Source organism: Cohaesibacter marisflavi (genome assembly GCF_900115225.1).
GTDB classification, from domain to species: domain Bacteria; phylum Pseudomonadota; class Alphaproteobacteria; order Rhizobiales; family Cohaesibacteraceae; genus Cohaesibacter; species Cohaesibacter marisflavi.
In genome coordinates, this window is the sequence record NZ_FOVR01000007.1 from 31,890 (window position 1) to 48,583 (window position 16,694).

A 16,694-nucleotide genomic window follows, 5' to 3' on the forward strand; every position below is an offset into this window, starting at 1 on the left:
ATGTCTTGATGGTGTTTTCGCCAGTATGTTGTTGAAATGCGGCAAAACAAAGCAAAGGCGCACTGAAAAGCGCGCCTTCCTGGTCATGATTAACAAAGGTTTAAAGGCTTACAGGCCCAGAGCTGCTTTGACTTTTGCATTGTGCCCATAGATATCCGAGCGCAGCTGCAGGGTGCCTTCATGAGACATCCATGTGGTGAAATAGGCCAGATGCACCGGTATCTTCTTAGTCAGATTAACCCGCCGTTCATTGGAGCCCAGCATCGCCTTGATGCGGGAGGCATCCCATTTTGAAGTCTGGGACAGAATCACATCGGCAAATTCAAATGGCTTGTTCACTCGGACGCAGCCGTGGCTGAAGGCACGATAATCGCGATTGAACAGGCTTTTGGATGGGGTGTCATGCAGATAGACCGCATGCTGGTTGGGGAACATGAACTTGATGTTCCCCAGAGCGTTGCGTGTTCCCGGAGTCTGGCGCAGGCGCACCATATCGGCTTCCACGCGATCCCAGTCCAGTTTGGAAGGATCGATGACCTGAGTGCGGCCTTTGACGCTGGCCAGAACCTGATAATTCTGGTTGGAGAAAAAGGCTGCCGGATTTGCCTTGATCTTGGGAAGCAGTTCCTTGGACGCGATAGAGCGTGGCACGTTCCAGTATGGATTGACGACCACATATTCCATCTCATCGGAGAAAACCGGTGTCTTATGCGCCTTCTTGCCAACGACAACGCGGGTTTCATGAATGGTTTTGCCATTCTTGACCACTTCAAGGTTGTAGGTGGGGATGTTCACCATGACATGGAAGTCGCCCAGATCGCGGGGCAGCCAGCGCCAGCGCTCCATGTTCGCAATGATGTCGGCAATCAGATCCCTGCGATTGTTGTTGAGCACGCTAAGGGTTGCGTTGCCTACGATGCCGTCTGCAATGAGGCCGTTGTCGGACTGATAGGTTTCGACGGCCTTGGCCAGCTCCTTGCTGTAGAGCGTGTTTGACGATTCATCTTTAGCGGCAGCAAGGCCCAGCTTGCGGCGCAACAGGGGCACGCGATCATCGCGCATGCCAACCCGCAGGCTCTTGCCGGAGGCAATCGGCGGCGTGTCATCTTCGCTGCCCTGTGCCCTGAGGTGATTATATTCCGCGCGTAGGGCAAGGAAGCCCTTGTGCTGGGGGTTATAGCTGCGCATTTTTGCCACCGGATTGTCGGCTTTGACAATCTGGTTCAGGGCATCAATGGAATCAGGATAATGCGGTTTGATCGTCACTTCTTTTTTGGAGAAGATACGCGGATCAACCCGGCCCGCATAAGCGTGGCGCGTATAGCGCGTCAGAGCCAGAGAAAGGGCAAGATCGGCTTTGGCTATGGCGCCCGCACTCGTGCCTTTTTTGCGGGAAGTCGCTAACGAAGGCGTTTTATAATCGGATGGATCAAGTCCATCGCGTTCTGCGCGGGCGAGATTGAAAATCAGCTTGCGGGCTTTGGCTGTCCATTCGCCATTGTTGAACCACGCAGGCGCGAAGGCGCGCTCTTCATAGAAGGCGACAAGGGCAGCATTGTCTCTCTTTGTCAGAAAGTCCGGCGCCTGAGGCATGGTGTCGATGGCGGCGGAGATCGCATCGGCCAGATCCTGATCGGCCTGCTGATCAATCGCGCCCAGTGTGACGCGGTGCATATTATCAATGACGCTTTGGATTCTGATCTGATCCTGGATCTGCGTGGCAACGGGATCGGCAGGTTCTTCTCCAAACAGAACCACCGGCTGGGCCGTGGGTTCATTGGCTGTCGGCGTTGCCAGAGCTGCGCTCGTCGGGCAAATGGCACATGCCAGAAGAGCTGCAAGAGTCGGTTTCATCATCATTATCCCGCACGTAAGTGAATCAAGCTAAGCAAGGTTATTGAGTCCAATATACGTTTGATGCAATCTTTTTCTCATCACATTTGCGACATGAACATGATCGCGTTGACGTGTGTAGCCTTCCTGCAACGATCCCGATGATCGGTCAGGACGCGGCAGCGTTATCATCAGCCTGATCCAGCCCATATTCCTTGAGCTTGCGATAGAGCGTAGAACGGCCGATTGCCAGGCGGCGCGCAACATCGGACATGCGGTAGTCGTGGTGTTCGAGCGCTCGTTTGATGATCTCCGCTTCCAGTTCGGCCAGAGGGCGTATGTTCCCCTGTTCATCGAGCAGCCTGAGAAAGCCCCATGGGTCTTGCTGCTGGGCTGATGGTGCTGGAGAGGGCGCGGCGTGGCGCGGATCTGGTGCCGTGGGGTCGATAGGTCTGGTCAGTATGGTTTCATGGCCGCCCGCCTCCGGCTGGGAGGCCGGTGATGCGGGCATTGACGGGGCTGATTGAGGCTCTGTCTGCTCCACATAGGCCAGTTCGGAAGGGTTGGGCGAACGGGCCTTGACGATGGACGCACTGAAGGCGCTGACCTGACTGGCGATCTGCGGGAATTCATCCACAGTCAGTTGATTGCTGTCACACAACACGACGGCACGGAAGACCGTGTTTTCCAACTGGCGGATGTTGCCGGGCCAGTCATAGCTTTGCAGCAGGGAGAGGGCCTCGGGCGTCACATGCGTCAGATTCTTGCGGCCTTCCTCGGCGGCAAAGCGCGCAAGGAAATTGCGGGTGAGGGCGGGGATGTCATCCTTACGGTCACGCAGAGGCGGCACCCGGATGGGGAAGACATTGAGCCGGTAATACAGGTCTTCGCGGAATTTGCCATCCTTGACCAACTGGATGAGATCTTTGTTGGTCGCCGAGATCAGGCGAAAATCGACCTTCACCGGCTTGGCGGCACCGACCGGGTCGATCTCGCCTTCTTGCAAAGCCCGCAAAAGCTTGACCTGCGTGTCGAGTGGCAATTCCCCCACTTCATCCAGAAACAGCGTGCCGCCATTGGCTTCGACGAACTTGCCGATATGCTTGTCGTTGGCGCCGGTAAAGGCCCCCTTCTCATGGCCAAAAAGAATGCTTTCGACCAGATTGTCGGGAATGGCGCCGCAGTTGACCGTGACAAAAGGTTTGCTGGAACGATCAGAGGCATGCTGGATTGCCTTGGCTATCAGTTCCTTGCCGACGCCGGATTCCCCTTCGATGAGAATGGGGATATGGGATTTTGCCGCGCGCTGGCCAAGATTGATGACGCGCCCCATCGTATCGCTTGAAGAGATGATGCTCTTGAAGCTGAGATTGCCGTCGCGCTTGGAGCGGATGCGGGTGATTTCATCCTCAAGGGCATTGACCTTGAGGGCATTGCGCATGGCAACTTGCAGGCGCTCGGGGGCAACCGGCTTGATGACAAAGTCAAAGGCCCCTGCGCGCATGGCATTCACCGCAGTGTCGATTCCTGCATGGGCTGTTTGTACGATGATCGGTGCCTTGATGTCTGTCTTTTGCAGAGCCTGAAGCACCCCCATGCCGTCCAGATTGGGCATGACCAGATCCAGAATGATCAGATCAAAATGGGTGGAAGGATTTTCTTGCAGAATGGCAAGTGCCTGTTCGCCATTTTCAGCACAGGCCGTCTCAAAGCCGCTCTTCTCGACCACAGCTTCGAGCAGGCGTCTTTGCACCGGGTCATCGTCAACAATCAGGATGCGTTCGTTCATCTTGCCCTCGATGGCTGATTTCTGTCTGATCGCCTTGCTCTTTTGGGGGGCGATAATACATGGGCCCCGACTGTGCTATCTGGCAGCGGCGATTCTCGCATCATGAATGCGATCTGTTTCATTTTGAACCACGATGAGCGCAATCGGTTAATTGCGCGTTAATGCGAAGGCGGAGGGAGAGATATGTTCATATTTGATTAAATGATTGATTGCGCGGCCTCTGCGCCGACATTCGGACCGATATCTGGCCTGTATCTGGGAGTGAATGCGGGTTATACGCCTTTATCCTGATTTCTTACGATTTAGATGTTTGACCTTGAGGCAGGAATTCCTATCTTAGAGAAGTCGGTTCTTCGACTGCCGGAGCTTGATCCGGTTTCAGACACTTTCACTTTATTGCTGGATGCCCTTATGATCTCTGAACGCTTATTTCGATCTTCGCTTGACGCCCATCTCGCCACTTCCGACGCAGCCGCTGCTGACAAGACAGGAGAAGTCCTGCCGGAATGGTCTCTGGATGATCTCTATAAGGGGCTCGACGATCCGGCGATCGAGGAAGACTACAAGCTGGCGCAAAGCGAAGCCGAAGCGTTTGCTGCCGATTATCAGGGCAAGCTGGCGGATGGACTGGCCGAGGGTGGTGAGCAGCTTGCTGAAGCGCTCAAACGCTACGAAGCGATGCAAGAGCGCATGGGCAGGCTGATTTCCTATGCTGGCTTGATGTATAACGGCAACACCACCGATCCGAAAATTGCCAAATTCTACGGCGATGCGCAGGAGCGCCTGACAACGATTTCCACCTTGCTGCTTTTCTTCGAGCTGGAGCTCAACCGCGTTGAGGATGCCGTACTGGACAAAGCCATTGCCTCAAGCGCAGCGCTTGCCCATTACAAGCCGTGGCTTGATGATCTGCGCATGGAAAAGCCATATCAGCTCTCTGACGAACTGGAAAAACTCTTCTATGAGAAGTCCGTGACCGGCGGCATGGCCTGGAACCGATTGTTCAATGAAACCATGGCCGGCTTGCGCTTCACTGTTGAGACTGACGGTGAGAGCAAGGAGCTGGCCATTGAGCAGACATTGAACCTGATGTCTGACAGTGATGAAGCCAAGCGCAAGGCTGCCGCTGAAGCGCTGGCCGTGACCTTCAAGAAAAATATTTCCACCTTCGCACTGATTACCAACACTCTTTCCAAAGACAAGGCCATTTCTGACAGCTGGCGCGGCTTTGAAGATGTGGCAGACAGCCGCCATTTGGCAAACCGTGTCGAGCGCGAAGTGGTGGATGCGCTGGTGGCTGCTGTGCAAGATGCCTATCCGCGTCTTTCCCATCGTTATTATGCGCTCAAAGCCAAGTGGTTCGGCAAGGATGTGCTGGATCATTGGGATCGCAACGCACCTCTTCCAAAAGTGCCAATGCGCACGATCAATTGGCCTGAAGCCAAGACCATTGTTCAGGAAGCCTATGCAGGTTTTGCGCCCGAGATGGCCGAGATTTCCGAGCAGTTCTTTGACAAGGGCTGGATTGATGCTGCCATTCGTGATGGCAAGTCGCCGGGTGCTTTTGCGCATCCGACCGTTCCAAGCGCTCACCCTTATGTGCTGCTGAACTATATGGGCAAGCCACGCGACGTGATGACCCTTGCCCATGAGCTGGGCCACGGTGTGCACCAGGTTCTGGCTGGCAAGCAGGGCGCCCTGATGGCACCAACGCCGCTGACATTGGCAGAAACGGCCAGTGTGTTTGGTGAAATGCTGACCTTCCGCTCATTGCTTGCCAAGACCAAGACGACAGAAGAGCGCCGTTCCATGCTCGCCAGCAAGGTTGAGGATATGCTCAACACGGTGGTGCGCCAGATTGCCTTCTATCTCTATGAACGCAAGCTGCATATTGCGCGCAAGGAAGGAGAATTGACCTCCGATGAGATCTGCGACATCTGGATGAGCGTACAAGCAGACAGTCTGGGGCCGTCCATTCGGCTGGGTGAGGGCTATGAGACCTATTGGGCCTATATTCCGCATTTCATCCATTCCCCATTCTATGTGTATGCCTATGCATTCGGTGATTGTCTGGTGAACTCGCTTTATTCTGTCTATCAGGACAGCAATGAGGGCTTTGTCGATAAATATTTCGACATGCTCAAGGCGGGCGGCACCAAGCATCATTCCGAATTGCTGGCGCCGTTTGGGCTGGATGCGCGGAATCCGGATTTCTGGTCCAAAGGCTTGGCTGTAGTTGAAGGCCTGATCGACGAACTGGAAGCGCTGGAAAACGCATAAGGAACGTTGGGGCCGGAGTTGGAGTGCTTGTGACAAATGGTTGATGACACCCTTCTTGACCCGAATGATGATGATGCATCTTACGATGACCAAAATCGTTTTGGTCGCCGTTTGAAGCGCTATGCGCGCGTGAATGCAGGCATGGGAGGCTTTGTGGCGCGGGCCGCAGGGTCTCGCCTGTTCGGTGGCAGCTCCAGCGATATCGAGCGCGAGGCGGCTGATCTGGCGCGGGTGCTGGGTACGCTCAAGGGACCGCTGATGAAGGTGGCACAAATGATTGCCACCGTACCCGATGTGGTGCCGCCTGAATATGCTGCCGAGCTGGCGCAGCTTCAGTCCGATGCGCCGCCGATGGGCTGGGCCTTTACCAAGCGTAGGATGCGCTCGGAGCTCGGGGCTGGCTGGCGCTCAAAATTTGCCGAGTTCGATCATGAACCCTCCGCGGCTGCGTCTCTGGGGCAGGTACATAAGGCCTTGCATGAAGATGGAACGGTGCTGGCCTGCAAACTGCAATATCCGGATATGGAAAGTGCGGTTGAGGCCGACCTCAAGCAGCTCAATATGGTTTTTGCCCTGCATCGCTCCATGCAATCGGCAGTGGACACGCGGGAGATGAGCGCAGAAATTGCTGAGCGCGTGCGCGAAGAGCTCGATTATGTGCGTGAAGCCTGGCACATGAGCCTTTATGCCGAGGTCTTCAAAAACGAAGATAGTATCCGCGTTCCCAAACTCTACTCTGACCTATCAACGCCGCGTCTTCTGAGCATGAGTTGGCTCAACGGGCGCAAGCTGCTTGATTACAAGCAGCATAGTCAGGAAGTGCGCAATTTCATCACCGAACGGCTGTTTCATGCATGGTGGTATCCTTTTGCCCATTATGGGGTGATCCATGGTGATCCGCATTTGGGCAACTATTCCGCCTTTGAAGAGGCAGGGGAGGTTGGCGGGCTCAATCTGTTCGATTATGGCTGTATCCGCATCTTTACCCCGCGCTTCGTTAAAGGGGTTGTCGATCTTTATCACGGTCTAGAAAAGGATGATCGCGATCAGATCGTGCATGCCTATGAATGCTGGGGCTTTTCCAATCTCAGTGATGAATTGATTGATGCGCTCAATCTATGGGCTCGCTTTATTTATGGGCCGATGCTGGATGACCGGGTGCGCTCGATTGCCGATGGTGTCAGTCCGGCTGAATATGGCCGTAAGCAGGCTTTCAAGGTGCATCAAGAATTCAGGCGGCTGGGTCCGATTACCGTGCCGCGGGAGTTCGTGTTCATGGATAGGGCTGCCATCGGGCTCGGTGGCGTGTTCCTGCATCTGGGGGCGGAGCTTAATTTCTATAAGCTGTTCAATGAGCAGATCGAGGATTTTACCGAAGAGCGGGTGAGCAATGCACGGCGCCATTTGCCAGCATCTCCCAACAATCTTGATCCTTCTTTCGGGCCAGAGAACTGATAGACAACGCTCTTGTGGAATACAGGAAATAAGAATGGCAACGGGGTCTCACGAGATCCCGTTTTTTGTTGCAGCCCCCTTCGATAGGTTGGCTTTGCATGGGGTTTTGGGTGTGCTAATTTGTCGCAATAGGCTTCTTGAGGAGGAATTGAAATGAACGACCAGACGAACAAGATCATGGACTATCCCGAGCATTATCGCACCTATGATCGATTTATCGGATTAGTCAAATATGGCACCATACTCAGCGTTGGGGTTGTTTTGCTGATGGCGATTACGCTTTTGTAGGGCAGAAGTGCGATATAGCGATAAAGTCAGATCTGGAAGATGCGGTGCGGCTGCTGTATGGCTGGCGCGCTTTTCATGTCGGCCCGTTGCATTGACAGGGGTGACTAGCCTTGCTTCTCAAATAGTTGAGCTGAAAGCTCTATTTCTTGGCAAAACGCAGCTTGCGAGTCCGGTTCATGCCGTTCACTGCGGGGGAATAGTTCGGATTGATGACTTTGGCGCGTGAATAGGAATCATACGCCTTCTCATAATTGCCCGCTTTTTCCAGCGCGATGCCCTGGTTGGTCCAAGCGCGATAATTGTCCCGATCCATGCGGACAGCGTTGGAGAAATCGCCAAGAGCCCCGCGCATGTCGCCTTGTGCGAGGTAGCTAACGCCGCGCGAGTTGAAGGCATCCGGATTGGAGGCGTCCAAGCTGAGCGCAAAGGTGAAATCTTCGATCGCCTGTGCGTGATTGCGTTGCTGCTGGAAAATCAGGCCCCTGTGGTAATAGGCGCGCGGGTCGCGCGTCTTGGCAATGATGGCCTGATTATAGTCAGATACGGCGCGGCTCAGCTGATTTTCAACCCGGAAAATATCGCCGCGACCAATAAGGGCAACGTCATAAGTCGAGTCGAGCGCAATGGCCTGATTGTAATCAGCCATGGCAGCCTGCATGTTGCCCATCTTCTTGTGAATCAGAGCCCGGTTTGCATAGGCCTGATGGAAGTTCGGGTTCAGCTGAATGGCGCGGGTATAGTCTTGCAAGGCAAGATCATATTGTCCGGAACGCCCATAGGCTGTACCGCGAATGTTATAGGCATTCGGGTCGTTGGGGCTGCCGGCGATCACCCGGTTGAGTGATTCAATATTGTCTGCCGTGCCTGCATTGCGATCGAAATCTGCGCTGTTTTCCATGCCGGTGGTTTGGCATGCGGCCAGCGCAACACATAGGCTCGTAACGGCAAGGAACGATTTGATATGTTGCTTGCAAAGCATTATGAGACCTCGTTCGGTTTTCGCAAATCAGAAGCTTCTAATATCCGGTCCGAAACTTGCAGCCCAGTCTGTCCAAATTGGGGCAGACTTCACTGAAATATGTTTCTTCTACAAAATTCAGCATAAAAATGCTTGCAAGGGAGTGGAGCCGGAATGGCATCGCTTTCTCATCAAGCCTTGCTTATGTCGGCTAGTCAAGCCAATAAAACGAGATCAGGCCCCGTCGGGGACCTGATTTCGATTCATCGCACCTGCGCGCTCGTAATATATTACAAGACAGGTTGAGACAGCTCTGCAGGCGTTCCAAGATTTGGGACGCCAAATCCGATGAAGACTGTGTCTATCGCATTGCGCAGAGAGGGCTCCGCGCAAGGATATTAATGACCACGGCCTTTGGACGGAAGCAGACCTTCGCGCTGAAGGCGCTTGCGAGCCAGCTTGCGTGCACGACGCACGGCTTCAGCTTTTTCGCGGGCCTTCTTCTCGGAAGGTTTTTCATAGAAATTCCGCATTTTCATTTCGCGGAATACGCCTTCACGCTGGAGTTTCTTCTTCAGCGCCTTCAAGGCTTGATCAACATTGTTATCGCGGACGAGTACCTGCACGCGTCAATCCCTAAGTTCGTGATGTGTGGATTTTCTAAAAAAAATCGGTCACCGCCTCGGCAGCGCCCGAACTTTGATCGGCGTTCTACCAGACCGATGGATGCTTGTCCATAGTAAGTGGTCTGTTTTGAGGAAAAAACACCGAAAAGTCGGAGATTAGCTGCTCTTTATCGGTTTGATATGGTTGCTATGTCCCATTTTTCGACCGTCTCTTGTTTCTGCCTTGCCATAAGAATGGAAAGAGGTTGCCGGATTGGTCAGTAGCTCCTCGCGCCGCTCGATGTCATCGCCGATCAGATTCGTCATGACAACATCGCTGTGGCGTGTGGTATCACCCAGTGGCCAGCCCGCGACAGCGCGGATATGCTGTTCGAACTGGGAAACCAGACAGGCGCTTTCGGTCCAGTGGCCGGAATTATGCACCCTTGGCGCCATTTCGTTGGCGATCAGCCGCCGTTCGAATGTCTCTGGCAAGAGGAAAAGCTCCACCGCCAATACGCCGATATAATCAAGCGCCTCGGCCACCTTCTCGCCGATCTTGCGGGCCTCTGCAGCGACACCTTCGCTAATATCCGCTGGTACGGTTGTGGTGTCGAGAATCTGGTTCTTATGCACATTCTCGGCAATATCATAAGAGACAACCTGTCCCTTTTCATTGCGCGCGGCGATGACCGAGATTTCGCGTTCGAATGGCACAAAGGATTCCAGAATCGCCGGTTGCGCCCCGATGGCGTCAAAGGCGCCTTCAACATCTTCTATTTTCTTGAGAAAGACCTGCCCCTTGCCGTCATAGCCAAAGCGACGGGTTTTCAGCATGGCAGGGAGCCCCATGGCTTCCACGGCTTCTTGCAAACTCTCCTGAGATGCTATGTCGCGGAAGTTGGCTGTCTTGACATCGATGGACTGGAAGAATTTCTTTTCTGTCAGGCGGTCCTGCGATGTCTTGAGGACATTGTCGTCAGGCAGTACGGGCAAACGTTTCTTGAGAAATTCCACCGTCGGGGCGGGGATATTCTCGAATTCGTAGGTAACGCGCTGGACGGACTGGGCGAAGGCTTCCAGAGCCTCTTCGTCTTCATAGTCCGCACAGGTGTGATAAGCAGTGACATCGAAGGCCGGGCTATCCGGGTCCGGGCAATAGATATGGGTCTTGAGCCCGAGTTGGCTGGCTGCCAAAGCCATCATACGGCCCAGCTGGCCGCCACCAAGGATGCCGATTGTATCGCCGGGATTAAGCATGTCATAGGTGCCTTTTTTGTTGAACGGTTAAGCCTCTTCGTCGACCGGGGCCAGCGCGATGGAATCAGACTGTGCCTTGCGCCATGCGTCCAGCCGGGTCGCCAGATCGTCGTCATGGGTAGCCAGAATGGCTGCGGCCATGAGGCCTGCATTGACGGCGCCTGCGCGACCGATGGCCAACGTGCCCACCGGGATGCCCGCTGGCATCTGAACGATGGAGAGAAGGGAATCCTGTCCGCTAAGGGCGCGGGATTGGACCGGAACACCCAAAACCGGTAGGGAGGTCATGGCGGCTGTCATGCCTGGCAGGTGCGCAGCACCACCGGCGCCAGCAATAATGACTTTGAAACCATCCGCGCGGGCGGCCTTGGCAAAGTCTGCCATGCGATCAGGCGTACGATGGGCGGAAATGATTTTCGCCTCATAGCCGACACCCAAAGTGTCGAGAATGTCTGCGGCATTTTTCATCGTTGGCCAATCGGATTGGCTCCCCATGATGATCGCTACTGGACAGTCAGAATGTGCCATGAATGGGGCCTCCCGGGAAATATGCTGTTAAGACTGTAACACCTCAAGGGCAGTCTGGGTTCCCAAGAATGTGCCAAGTCATGGTCGGTGTCATTTAGGACGTTTGTCTATTCCGGAACCGGAGCATTTCCCTCGGATTTGCCCCCGTGGTGCGGAAGTCGCGCAGTATAGTCAAGTTCATATCAGGCACAAGGCGAAATATGTGTACAAAGATGTGCGAAATGCTGCTGATCGGGGAGCAATTTGACGAAGATGGGGTGCGCTATTTTAGGCGATGATATCTGGAAAAAGTTCATTCTCCAGACGCTCGATTTCGTCCTTCAAAAGGAGTTTTTTCTTCTTCATGCGCTGTATCGGCAAAGCGTTTCCACCAGGGCGGGATTCAAGGGCCTGAATGGCCAGATCGAGGTCGCCATGCTCTGTTCTCAGATGCGTGAGCTTGTTGCGAATTTGAGCTTCTTTTTCTGGTGTCATCGTTTTGTGCCGAGTTGATAATCTTCAATTATTTCAATAAATTATATGATATGACAATGCAAGAGCGACGATATGCTACATCGAAAGATGAAATCAAAGGTAAAAATTTATTTTGGCCTATCTGTTTAAAAAATAGAGAGTCGACAGTATGTAATATGTATGACACAATTAAAGTGTCTCAACCGAACCTATGGAGGTGTTCATGTCGTTAGATTCTCGTATCCAAGAATTGCAGCGTAAGCATGATGAATTGGATAAGGAAATTGAGGAAGCCATCGCCCACCCTTCTGTCGATGACCTTGAGATAGCGGAGATGAAACGACGAAAATTAAGTATGAAAGATGAGATCGCGCAGCTTAGGACTGCCAGCTGATCCAGATATTCATCTTGATTGATCAAGCCGCGGTTTTCTTCCGCGGCTTTTTTGTTGTCCAGTTTTTCTGATACTTACCGATAAATTTGTTGAACTTGAAAAGGTTAAGTGCTGGTAAAGATAGCCATCTTGCCAAAAGGGGGAATACATCGCGCAAAGGCGCGTTGCTTGACCGTGACCTATTGTCACGCTATTGACTTCTTGCTCTCTTGCGCAAGACATATTTCTTGATTTTTCCGGTCGGCGTCTTGGGTAATTCTCCGAAAATGATGCGTTCTGGTACCTTGTAATGGGCCAGATGATCGCGGCACCAGGTGATGAGATTGTCTTCGCTCGCGTCATGTCCCTCGGTCAATTCGACAAAGGCGCAGGGGCGTTCTCCCCATTTTGCATCGGGCATGGAAACAACCGCGGCTTCTTCTACGGCAGGGTGCTTGTAGAGGGCATCCTCAACCTCGGTTGAAGAGATATTCTCGCCGCCGGAAATGATGATTTCCTTGGATCTATCACGCAATTCCAGATAGCCATCAGGGTGCACAACCGCCAGATCGCCTGAATGGAACCAGCCGTCATAGAAGGCCTGATGGGTGGCGCCTTCGTTTTTCAGATAGCCCTTCATGAGTGTGTTGCCCCGGAACATCACTTCGCCGGGCGTTTCGCCATCGGCTGGCACGGGCTGCATTGTGTGGGGAAGCATGACCGATAGGCCCTCAAGAGCAGGGTAGCGTATGCCCTGTCGCTTCATCATGACTGCCTGTTCTTCGCTTGTCAGGCTATCCCAGCTCTCGTTCCATTCGTTGATGACGGAAGGTCCGTAAGTTTCCGTCAGGCCATAGACATGAGTGAGGCGGAAGCCGAGGGCCTGCATGCCTGTCATGACGTCTTCAGGCGGAGGCGCAGCGGAGGTGATGAAATGGACTTCCCGTTCTAGCGGGCGCTTTTCCACTTCTTTGGCGGCAAGCAGAATGGACATGACAATTGGCGCACCGCAAAGATGGGTTACCTGTTCGGTCTCTATGGCTTCGAAGATCTGTGCTGCCCGCACTTGCCTAAGGCAGATATGCGTGCCGCCAACCAGTGAGAGCGTCCATGGGAAAGACCAGCCGTTGCAGTGGAACATCGGGAGCGTCCACAAATAGACCGGATGCTTGCCCAGCTCAGCCGTGATCAGATTGGAATAGCCCATGAGATAAGCGCCCCGGTGGTGGTAGACCACGCCTTTGGGGTCTCCGGCTGTGCCTGAGGTGTAGTTGAGGGAAATGGCGTCCCATTCATCCTCGACACCCGGCCAGATGAAATCGGGATTGCCCTCTGCAACCAGATTCTCATAGCTCAGCTCAGCGATGAAGGGAGCCTCCTCCCGAAACTCGGAATCCTGATATTGAATAATGATCGGGTCTATGTCGACCAGATCTATGGCAGCACGCATGACTGCGGCAAATTCACTGTCGACGATGATAACCTTGGAGGCGGCATGCTCCAGCTGGAAGGCGATCAGGGCGGCATCGAGCCGCGTGTTGATGGTATGCAGCACAGCGCCGATCATGGGCACACCATAGTGCGCTTCCAGCATGGGCGGGACGTTGGGCAGCATGACAGAGACAACATCGCCCTGAGCTATACCTCTTGCGCTAAGGGCTGCGGCCAACTGTCTGCACCGTCTGAAGAAATCCTTGTAGCTTGTGCGCTGTGCTCCGTGCACCCAGGCTGTATGCTCAGGGTAGATCGTTGCCGCTCTCTCCAGAAATGAAACCGGAGAAAGGGGTACATAGTTGGCTGGGTTCTGATCAAGATGCGTTGAAAAGCGTTTGCCAGTCATGTCCTTATTCCTCCTCTTGCTGGTTTCTTATGCTTTTTTCCTACTCTCCATCAAAACTGAGGAACGGGTTTGATTCAATTGGCCATTCGGCTCTTTTTGACCGGTTCTTGATCTTGCCCGCGTGGAACGGATTACCACTACCTGCAAAAAAAAAGCCCGCTGGAGCGGGCTGTAATGTGGGGGAGGATTTTGGTGACTGATCCTGTCCGTGGCTAGAGAAGTTGGGAGACGCTGTCAAAGCACAGCTTAATGGCGATCAGGAACATGGCTGCATAGGAGATGCGATAGAAACCATCCTGGCTGATCCGCTTGACAAGAAATATGCCAATCATGGTGCCAATCGGTGCAAAGGGGATAAGCACCAGCGTGGTCCAGAGATTCTGCGTCGAGAACTGTCCGAGGGCAAAATAGGGGATCAGCTTGACCGTGTTCATCGTGGTGAAGAAATAGACCGATGTCGCCGCGAACACCAAAGGCTTCATGCCCAAAGGTAGGGTATGGATCTGGTAGGGAGGGCCTCCGGCGTGGGCGATGAAGCTTGTAAGGCCCGTGACACTGCCCCAGACCGCCGCAGAAACAGGGCCGCGCGTGGCGATGGTCTTCTTGCGTAGCGTACGCCAGGCATAGTCGGCAACGAAGGCAAGGGCCGTCAGGCCAACCATGAATTTGATGATGTGCTCATCCAGATAGCCCGCCATTAGCCAGCCAAGGGCTATGCCGAACAAAGCAAAGGGGAGCATGGCTTTCAGGACGGCCCAGTTCGCGTTGCCACGATAGGCTATCAAACCGACAAAATCCATGCAGATCAAGATAGGAAGCAGAATGGCTGCAGCCTGAACAGGAGAGATAATCAAGGATAAAATGGGCACGCCGAGCATGGCTACGGGAGTGCAGAAACCGCCCTTGGCAACGCCCACCAGAATGATGGCCGGAATTGCGGCGATGTAGAATGAAAGATCGGTAATCATGGCGATTCTTGGTTTGCTATGTGATGCAACTGTACCGTTGTAATGCAGATACATCAAAAAGTCGAATGAAATTAAAGACTAAACCCTTCTTTCGCCGAATAGACCAATTTTAAAGGCGCAGGTAATCATAAGCGAAATGGATTAACCGCTGGGAGGCGTGAATGGCAGCTTACAAGGAAGTCTATGAGGGATGGAAGCAGAATCCGGAAGAATTCTGGGCGAATGCGGCCAAGAAGATCAGCTGGCACAAACCGGCTGACAAAATATTCGACGCGAATGCCGGTACCTATGGTCGCTGGTTTGCCGGGGCCGAATGCAACACCTGCTATAATGCGGTGGATCGCCATGTCAATGCGGGCCATGGCCAGAGGGATGCGATCATTTATGACAGTCCGATTACCGGTCACAAGGAAACCTACACCTATAATGACCTGAAGATGCAGACACAGGCACTGGCTGCGGTGTTGCTGGATAGTGGTGTGGAGAAGGGCGACCGGGTGATCATCTACATGCCGATGATCCCTCAGGCAGTGATCGCCATGCTCGCCTGTGCGCGCATTGGCGCTGTGCATTCGGTGGTGTTTGGCGGATTTGCTGCCAATGAGCTGGCCACGCGCCTCAATGATGCCAAGCCCAAGGCGATTATCTCGGCATCCTGCGGTGTGGAGCCGAACCGGATTGTTGCCTACAAACCATTGTTGGATGAAGCCATCGAGCTGGCCACGCACAAGCCTGAAAAATGCATCGTCTTCCAGCGCAAGGAACTGGTCTGCGATCTCAAGGAGGGGCGTGATATCAATTATCATGCTGCCATCGTTGATGAAATCGAGCGTCATCGTGTGGTTGACTGTGTGCCTGTCATGGCTACGGACCCGCTCTATATTCTTTATACCTCAGGCACCACTGGCCAGCCTAAAGGCGTTGTGCGCGATAATGGCGGGCATATGGTCGCCTTGCAGTGGAGCATGGAATATCTCTATGGCATCAAGCCCGGAGAGGTCTTCTGGGCGGCGTCTGATGTGGGCTGGGTGGTTGGTCACTCCTACATCGTTTATGCGCCGCTGATCTATGGGGCGACCACGGTGGTGTTCGAAGGCAAGCCGGTGGGCACGCCTGATGCGGGAACCTTCTGGCGAGTGATCAACGAACATAACGTAGTTGCGCTGTTCACCGCACCAACGGCTTTTCGTGCCATCAAGAAGGAAGACCCGAACGGGGAGTTCATCAAGAAATATGACCTCTCGATGTTGCGCACCCTGTTTCTTGCGGGTGAGCGGGCCGACCCTGATACGGTGCAATGGGCCGAGGATATGCTCAAGGTGCCGGTGATCGACCATTGGTGGCAGACAGAAACCGGCTGGGCAATTGCTGCCAATCCGGTCGGGATCGAGCTGATGCCGATTGTGCATGGCTCGCCGACGGTTGCCATGCCGGGATATGATGTTCAGATCGTGGGTGCCGATGGGCATCCGGTGCCTGCCAACGAGATGGGCAATATCGTCATCAAGCTGCCATTGGCGCCGGGCAACCTGCCGGGCTTGTGGCACAATGATGAACGCTTCAAGTCCAGCTATCTTGATGAATTCCCCGGCTATTACCAGACTGGTGATGCGGGCTATATGGATGAGAATGGCTATCTCTATATCATGTCGCGTACCGATGACATCATCAATGTTGCGGGCCACCGCCTCTCGACCGGAGCCATGGAAGAGGTTCTGGCGGCTCACCCCGATGTTGCTGAATGCGCCGTGATCGGGATTGCCGATAAGCTCAAGGGGCAGTTGCCAGCTGGTTTCGTTGTTCTGAAATCCGGTGTGGATCGCACGCCGATGGATATCGAGAAAGAGCTCATCAAGCTGGTGCGCGAGAAGATTGGGCCGGTGGCTGCTTTCAAGATCGCCGTGACCGTGGATCGCTTGCCGAAAACCCGTTCAGGCAAGATCCTGCGAGGTACGATGCGTGCGATTGCCGACCATGAGGAATACAAGATGCCGGCAACAATTGATGATCCGACCATTCTCTCCGAAATTGAGGATGCGTTGCGGGAGCACGGGATCTGATGTG

At 53.8% G+C, this 16,694-nt stretch carries 14 protein-coding genes; 5 read left to right on the forward strand and 9 right to left on the reverse strand.

The genetic code is table 11. The features are described 5' to 3' along the window. Positions 1–108 precede the first annotated feature (108 nt). Both BM258_RS13740 and BM258_RS13745 read right to left on the reverse strand, forming a co-directional pair. Entirely contained in the window at positions 109–1,854 is a 1,746-nt protein-coding gene (locus tag BM258_RS13740; protein WP_175528070.1) for a L,D-transpeptidase family protein, read from the reverse strand. Between the two features lie 148 nt (positions 1,855–2,002). Then, positions 2,003–3,622 (reverse strand): sigma-54-dependent transcriptional regulator, encoded by a 1,620-nt coding sequence (locus BM258_RS13745; protein ID WP_090073218.1) that lies wholly within the window; start codon positions 3,620–3,622, stop codon positions 2,003–2,005. A gap of 414 nt (positions 3,623–4,036) precedes the next feature. Here BM258_RS13745 and BM258_RS13750 point away from each other — a divergent pair, with 414 nt between their 5' ends. From BM258_RS13750 to BM258_RS13760, 3 genes are all read left to right on the forward strand, one after another. Further along, positions 4,037–5,902, forward strand: a complete 1,866-nt coding sequence (locus BM258_RS13750; protein WP_407062728.1) for a M3 family oligoendopeptidase — start codon at positions 4,037–4,039, stop codon at positions 5,900–5,902. 36 nt (positions 5,903–5,938) lie between these two features. Then, the gene (locus BM258_RS13755) at positions 5,939–7,357 is read left to right on the forward strand and encodes an ABC1 kinase family protein (RefSeq protein WP_090073220.1); all 1,419 of its coding nucleotides are present in this window, start codon (positions 5,939–5,941) and stop codon (positions 7,355–7,357) included. Between the two features lie 153 nt (positions 7,358–7,510). Next, positions 7,511–7,645, forward strand: coding sequence for an aa3-type cytochrome c oxidase subunit IV (locus BM258_RS13760; protein WP_090073222.1), 135 nt, complete (start codon positions 7,511–7,513; stop codon positions 7,643–7,645). Positions 7,646–7,784: 139 nt separating this feature from the next. On the opposite strand, the gene BM258_RS13765 is transcribed toward BM258_RS13760, so the two are convergent. The 5 genes from BM258_RS13765 to BM258_RS13790 all read right to left on the reverse strand — a co-directional run bounded on the left by BM258_RS13765 (position 7,785) and on the right by BM258_RS13790 (position 11,470). Next, positions 7,785–8,624: a tetratricopeptide repeat protein gene (locus BM258_RS13765; protein WP_090073223.1), complete on the reverse strand. Its 840-nt coding sequence runs from the start codon at positions 8,622–8,624 to the stop codon at positions 7,785–7,787. 377 nt (positions 8,625–9,001) lie between these two features. Next, positions 9,002–9,229, reverse strand: coding sequence for a 30S ribosomal protein S21 (gene rpsU / locus BM258_RS13775; RefSeq protein ID WP_090073227.1), 228 nt, complete (start codon positions 9,227–9,229; stop codon positions 9,002–9,004). 156 nt (positions 9,230–9,385) lie between these two features. After that, on the reverse strand, positions 9,386–10,468 hold the full coding sequence (locus BM258_RS13780) for a 5-(carboxyamino)imidazole ribonucleotide synthase (protein WP_090073228.1): 1,083 nt from the start codon (positions 10,466–10,468) through the stop codon (positions 9,386–9,388). Positions 10,469–10,495: 27 nt separating this feature from the next. Then, complete coding sequence (gene purE / locus BM258_RS13785) at positions 10,496–10,996, reverse strand: 5-(carboxyamino)imidazole ribonucleotide mutase (protein ID WP_090073230.1); 501 nt, start codon at positions 10,994–10,996, stop codon at positions 10,496–10,498. Positions 10,997–11,263: 267 nt separating this feature from the next. Next, a complete protein-coding gene (locus BM258_RS13790) occupies positions 11,264–11,470 on the reverse strand; it encodes a YdcH family protein (protein ID WP_090073232.1) in 207 nt (68 codons plus the stop codon). A gap of 202 nt (positions 11,471–11,672) precedes the next feature. Between BM258_RS13790 and BM258_RS13795 the strand changes: the two genes are divergently transcribed. Next, positions 11,673–11,843: a YdcH family protein gene (locus BM258_RS13795; protein WP_090073490.1), complete on the forward strand. Its 171-nt coding sequence runs from the start codon at positions 11,673–11,675 to the stop codon at positions 11,841–11,843. A gap of 190 nt (positions 11,844–12,033) precedes the next feature. Here BM258_RS13795 and BM258_RS13800 read toward each other — a convergent pair whose 3' ends face one another. Both BM258_RS13800 and BM258_RS13805 read right to left on the reverse strand, forming a co-directional pair. After that, on the reverse strand, positions 12,034–13,662 hold the full coding sequence (locus BM258_RS13800) for an acyl-CoA synthetase (RefSeq protein WP_090073234.1): 1,629 nt from the start codon (positions 13,660–13,662) through the stop codon (positions 12,034–12,036). A 212-nt stretch (positions 13,663–13,874) separates the two neighbouring features. After that, complete coding sequence (locus BM258_RS13805; protein WP_090073492.1) at positions 13,875–14,630, reverse strand: sulfite exporter TauE/SafE family protein; 756 nt, start codon at positions 14,628–14,630, stop codon at positions 13,875–13,877. 161 nt (positions 14,631–14,791) lie between these two features. Here BM258_RS13805 and BM258_RS13810 point away from each other — a divergent pair, with 161 nt between their 5' ends. Then, the gene (locus BM258_RS13810) at positions 14,792–16,690 is read left to right on the forward strand and encodes a propionyl-CoA synthetase (protein ID WP_090073236.1); all 1,899 of its coding nucleotides are present in this window, start codon (positions 14,792–14,794) and stop codon (positions 16,688–16,690) included. The last annotated feature ends 4 nt before the right edge of the window (positions 16,691–16,694 follow it).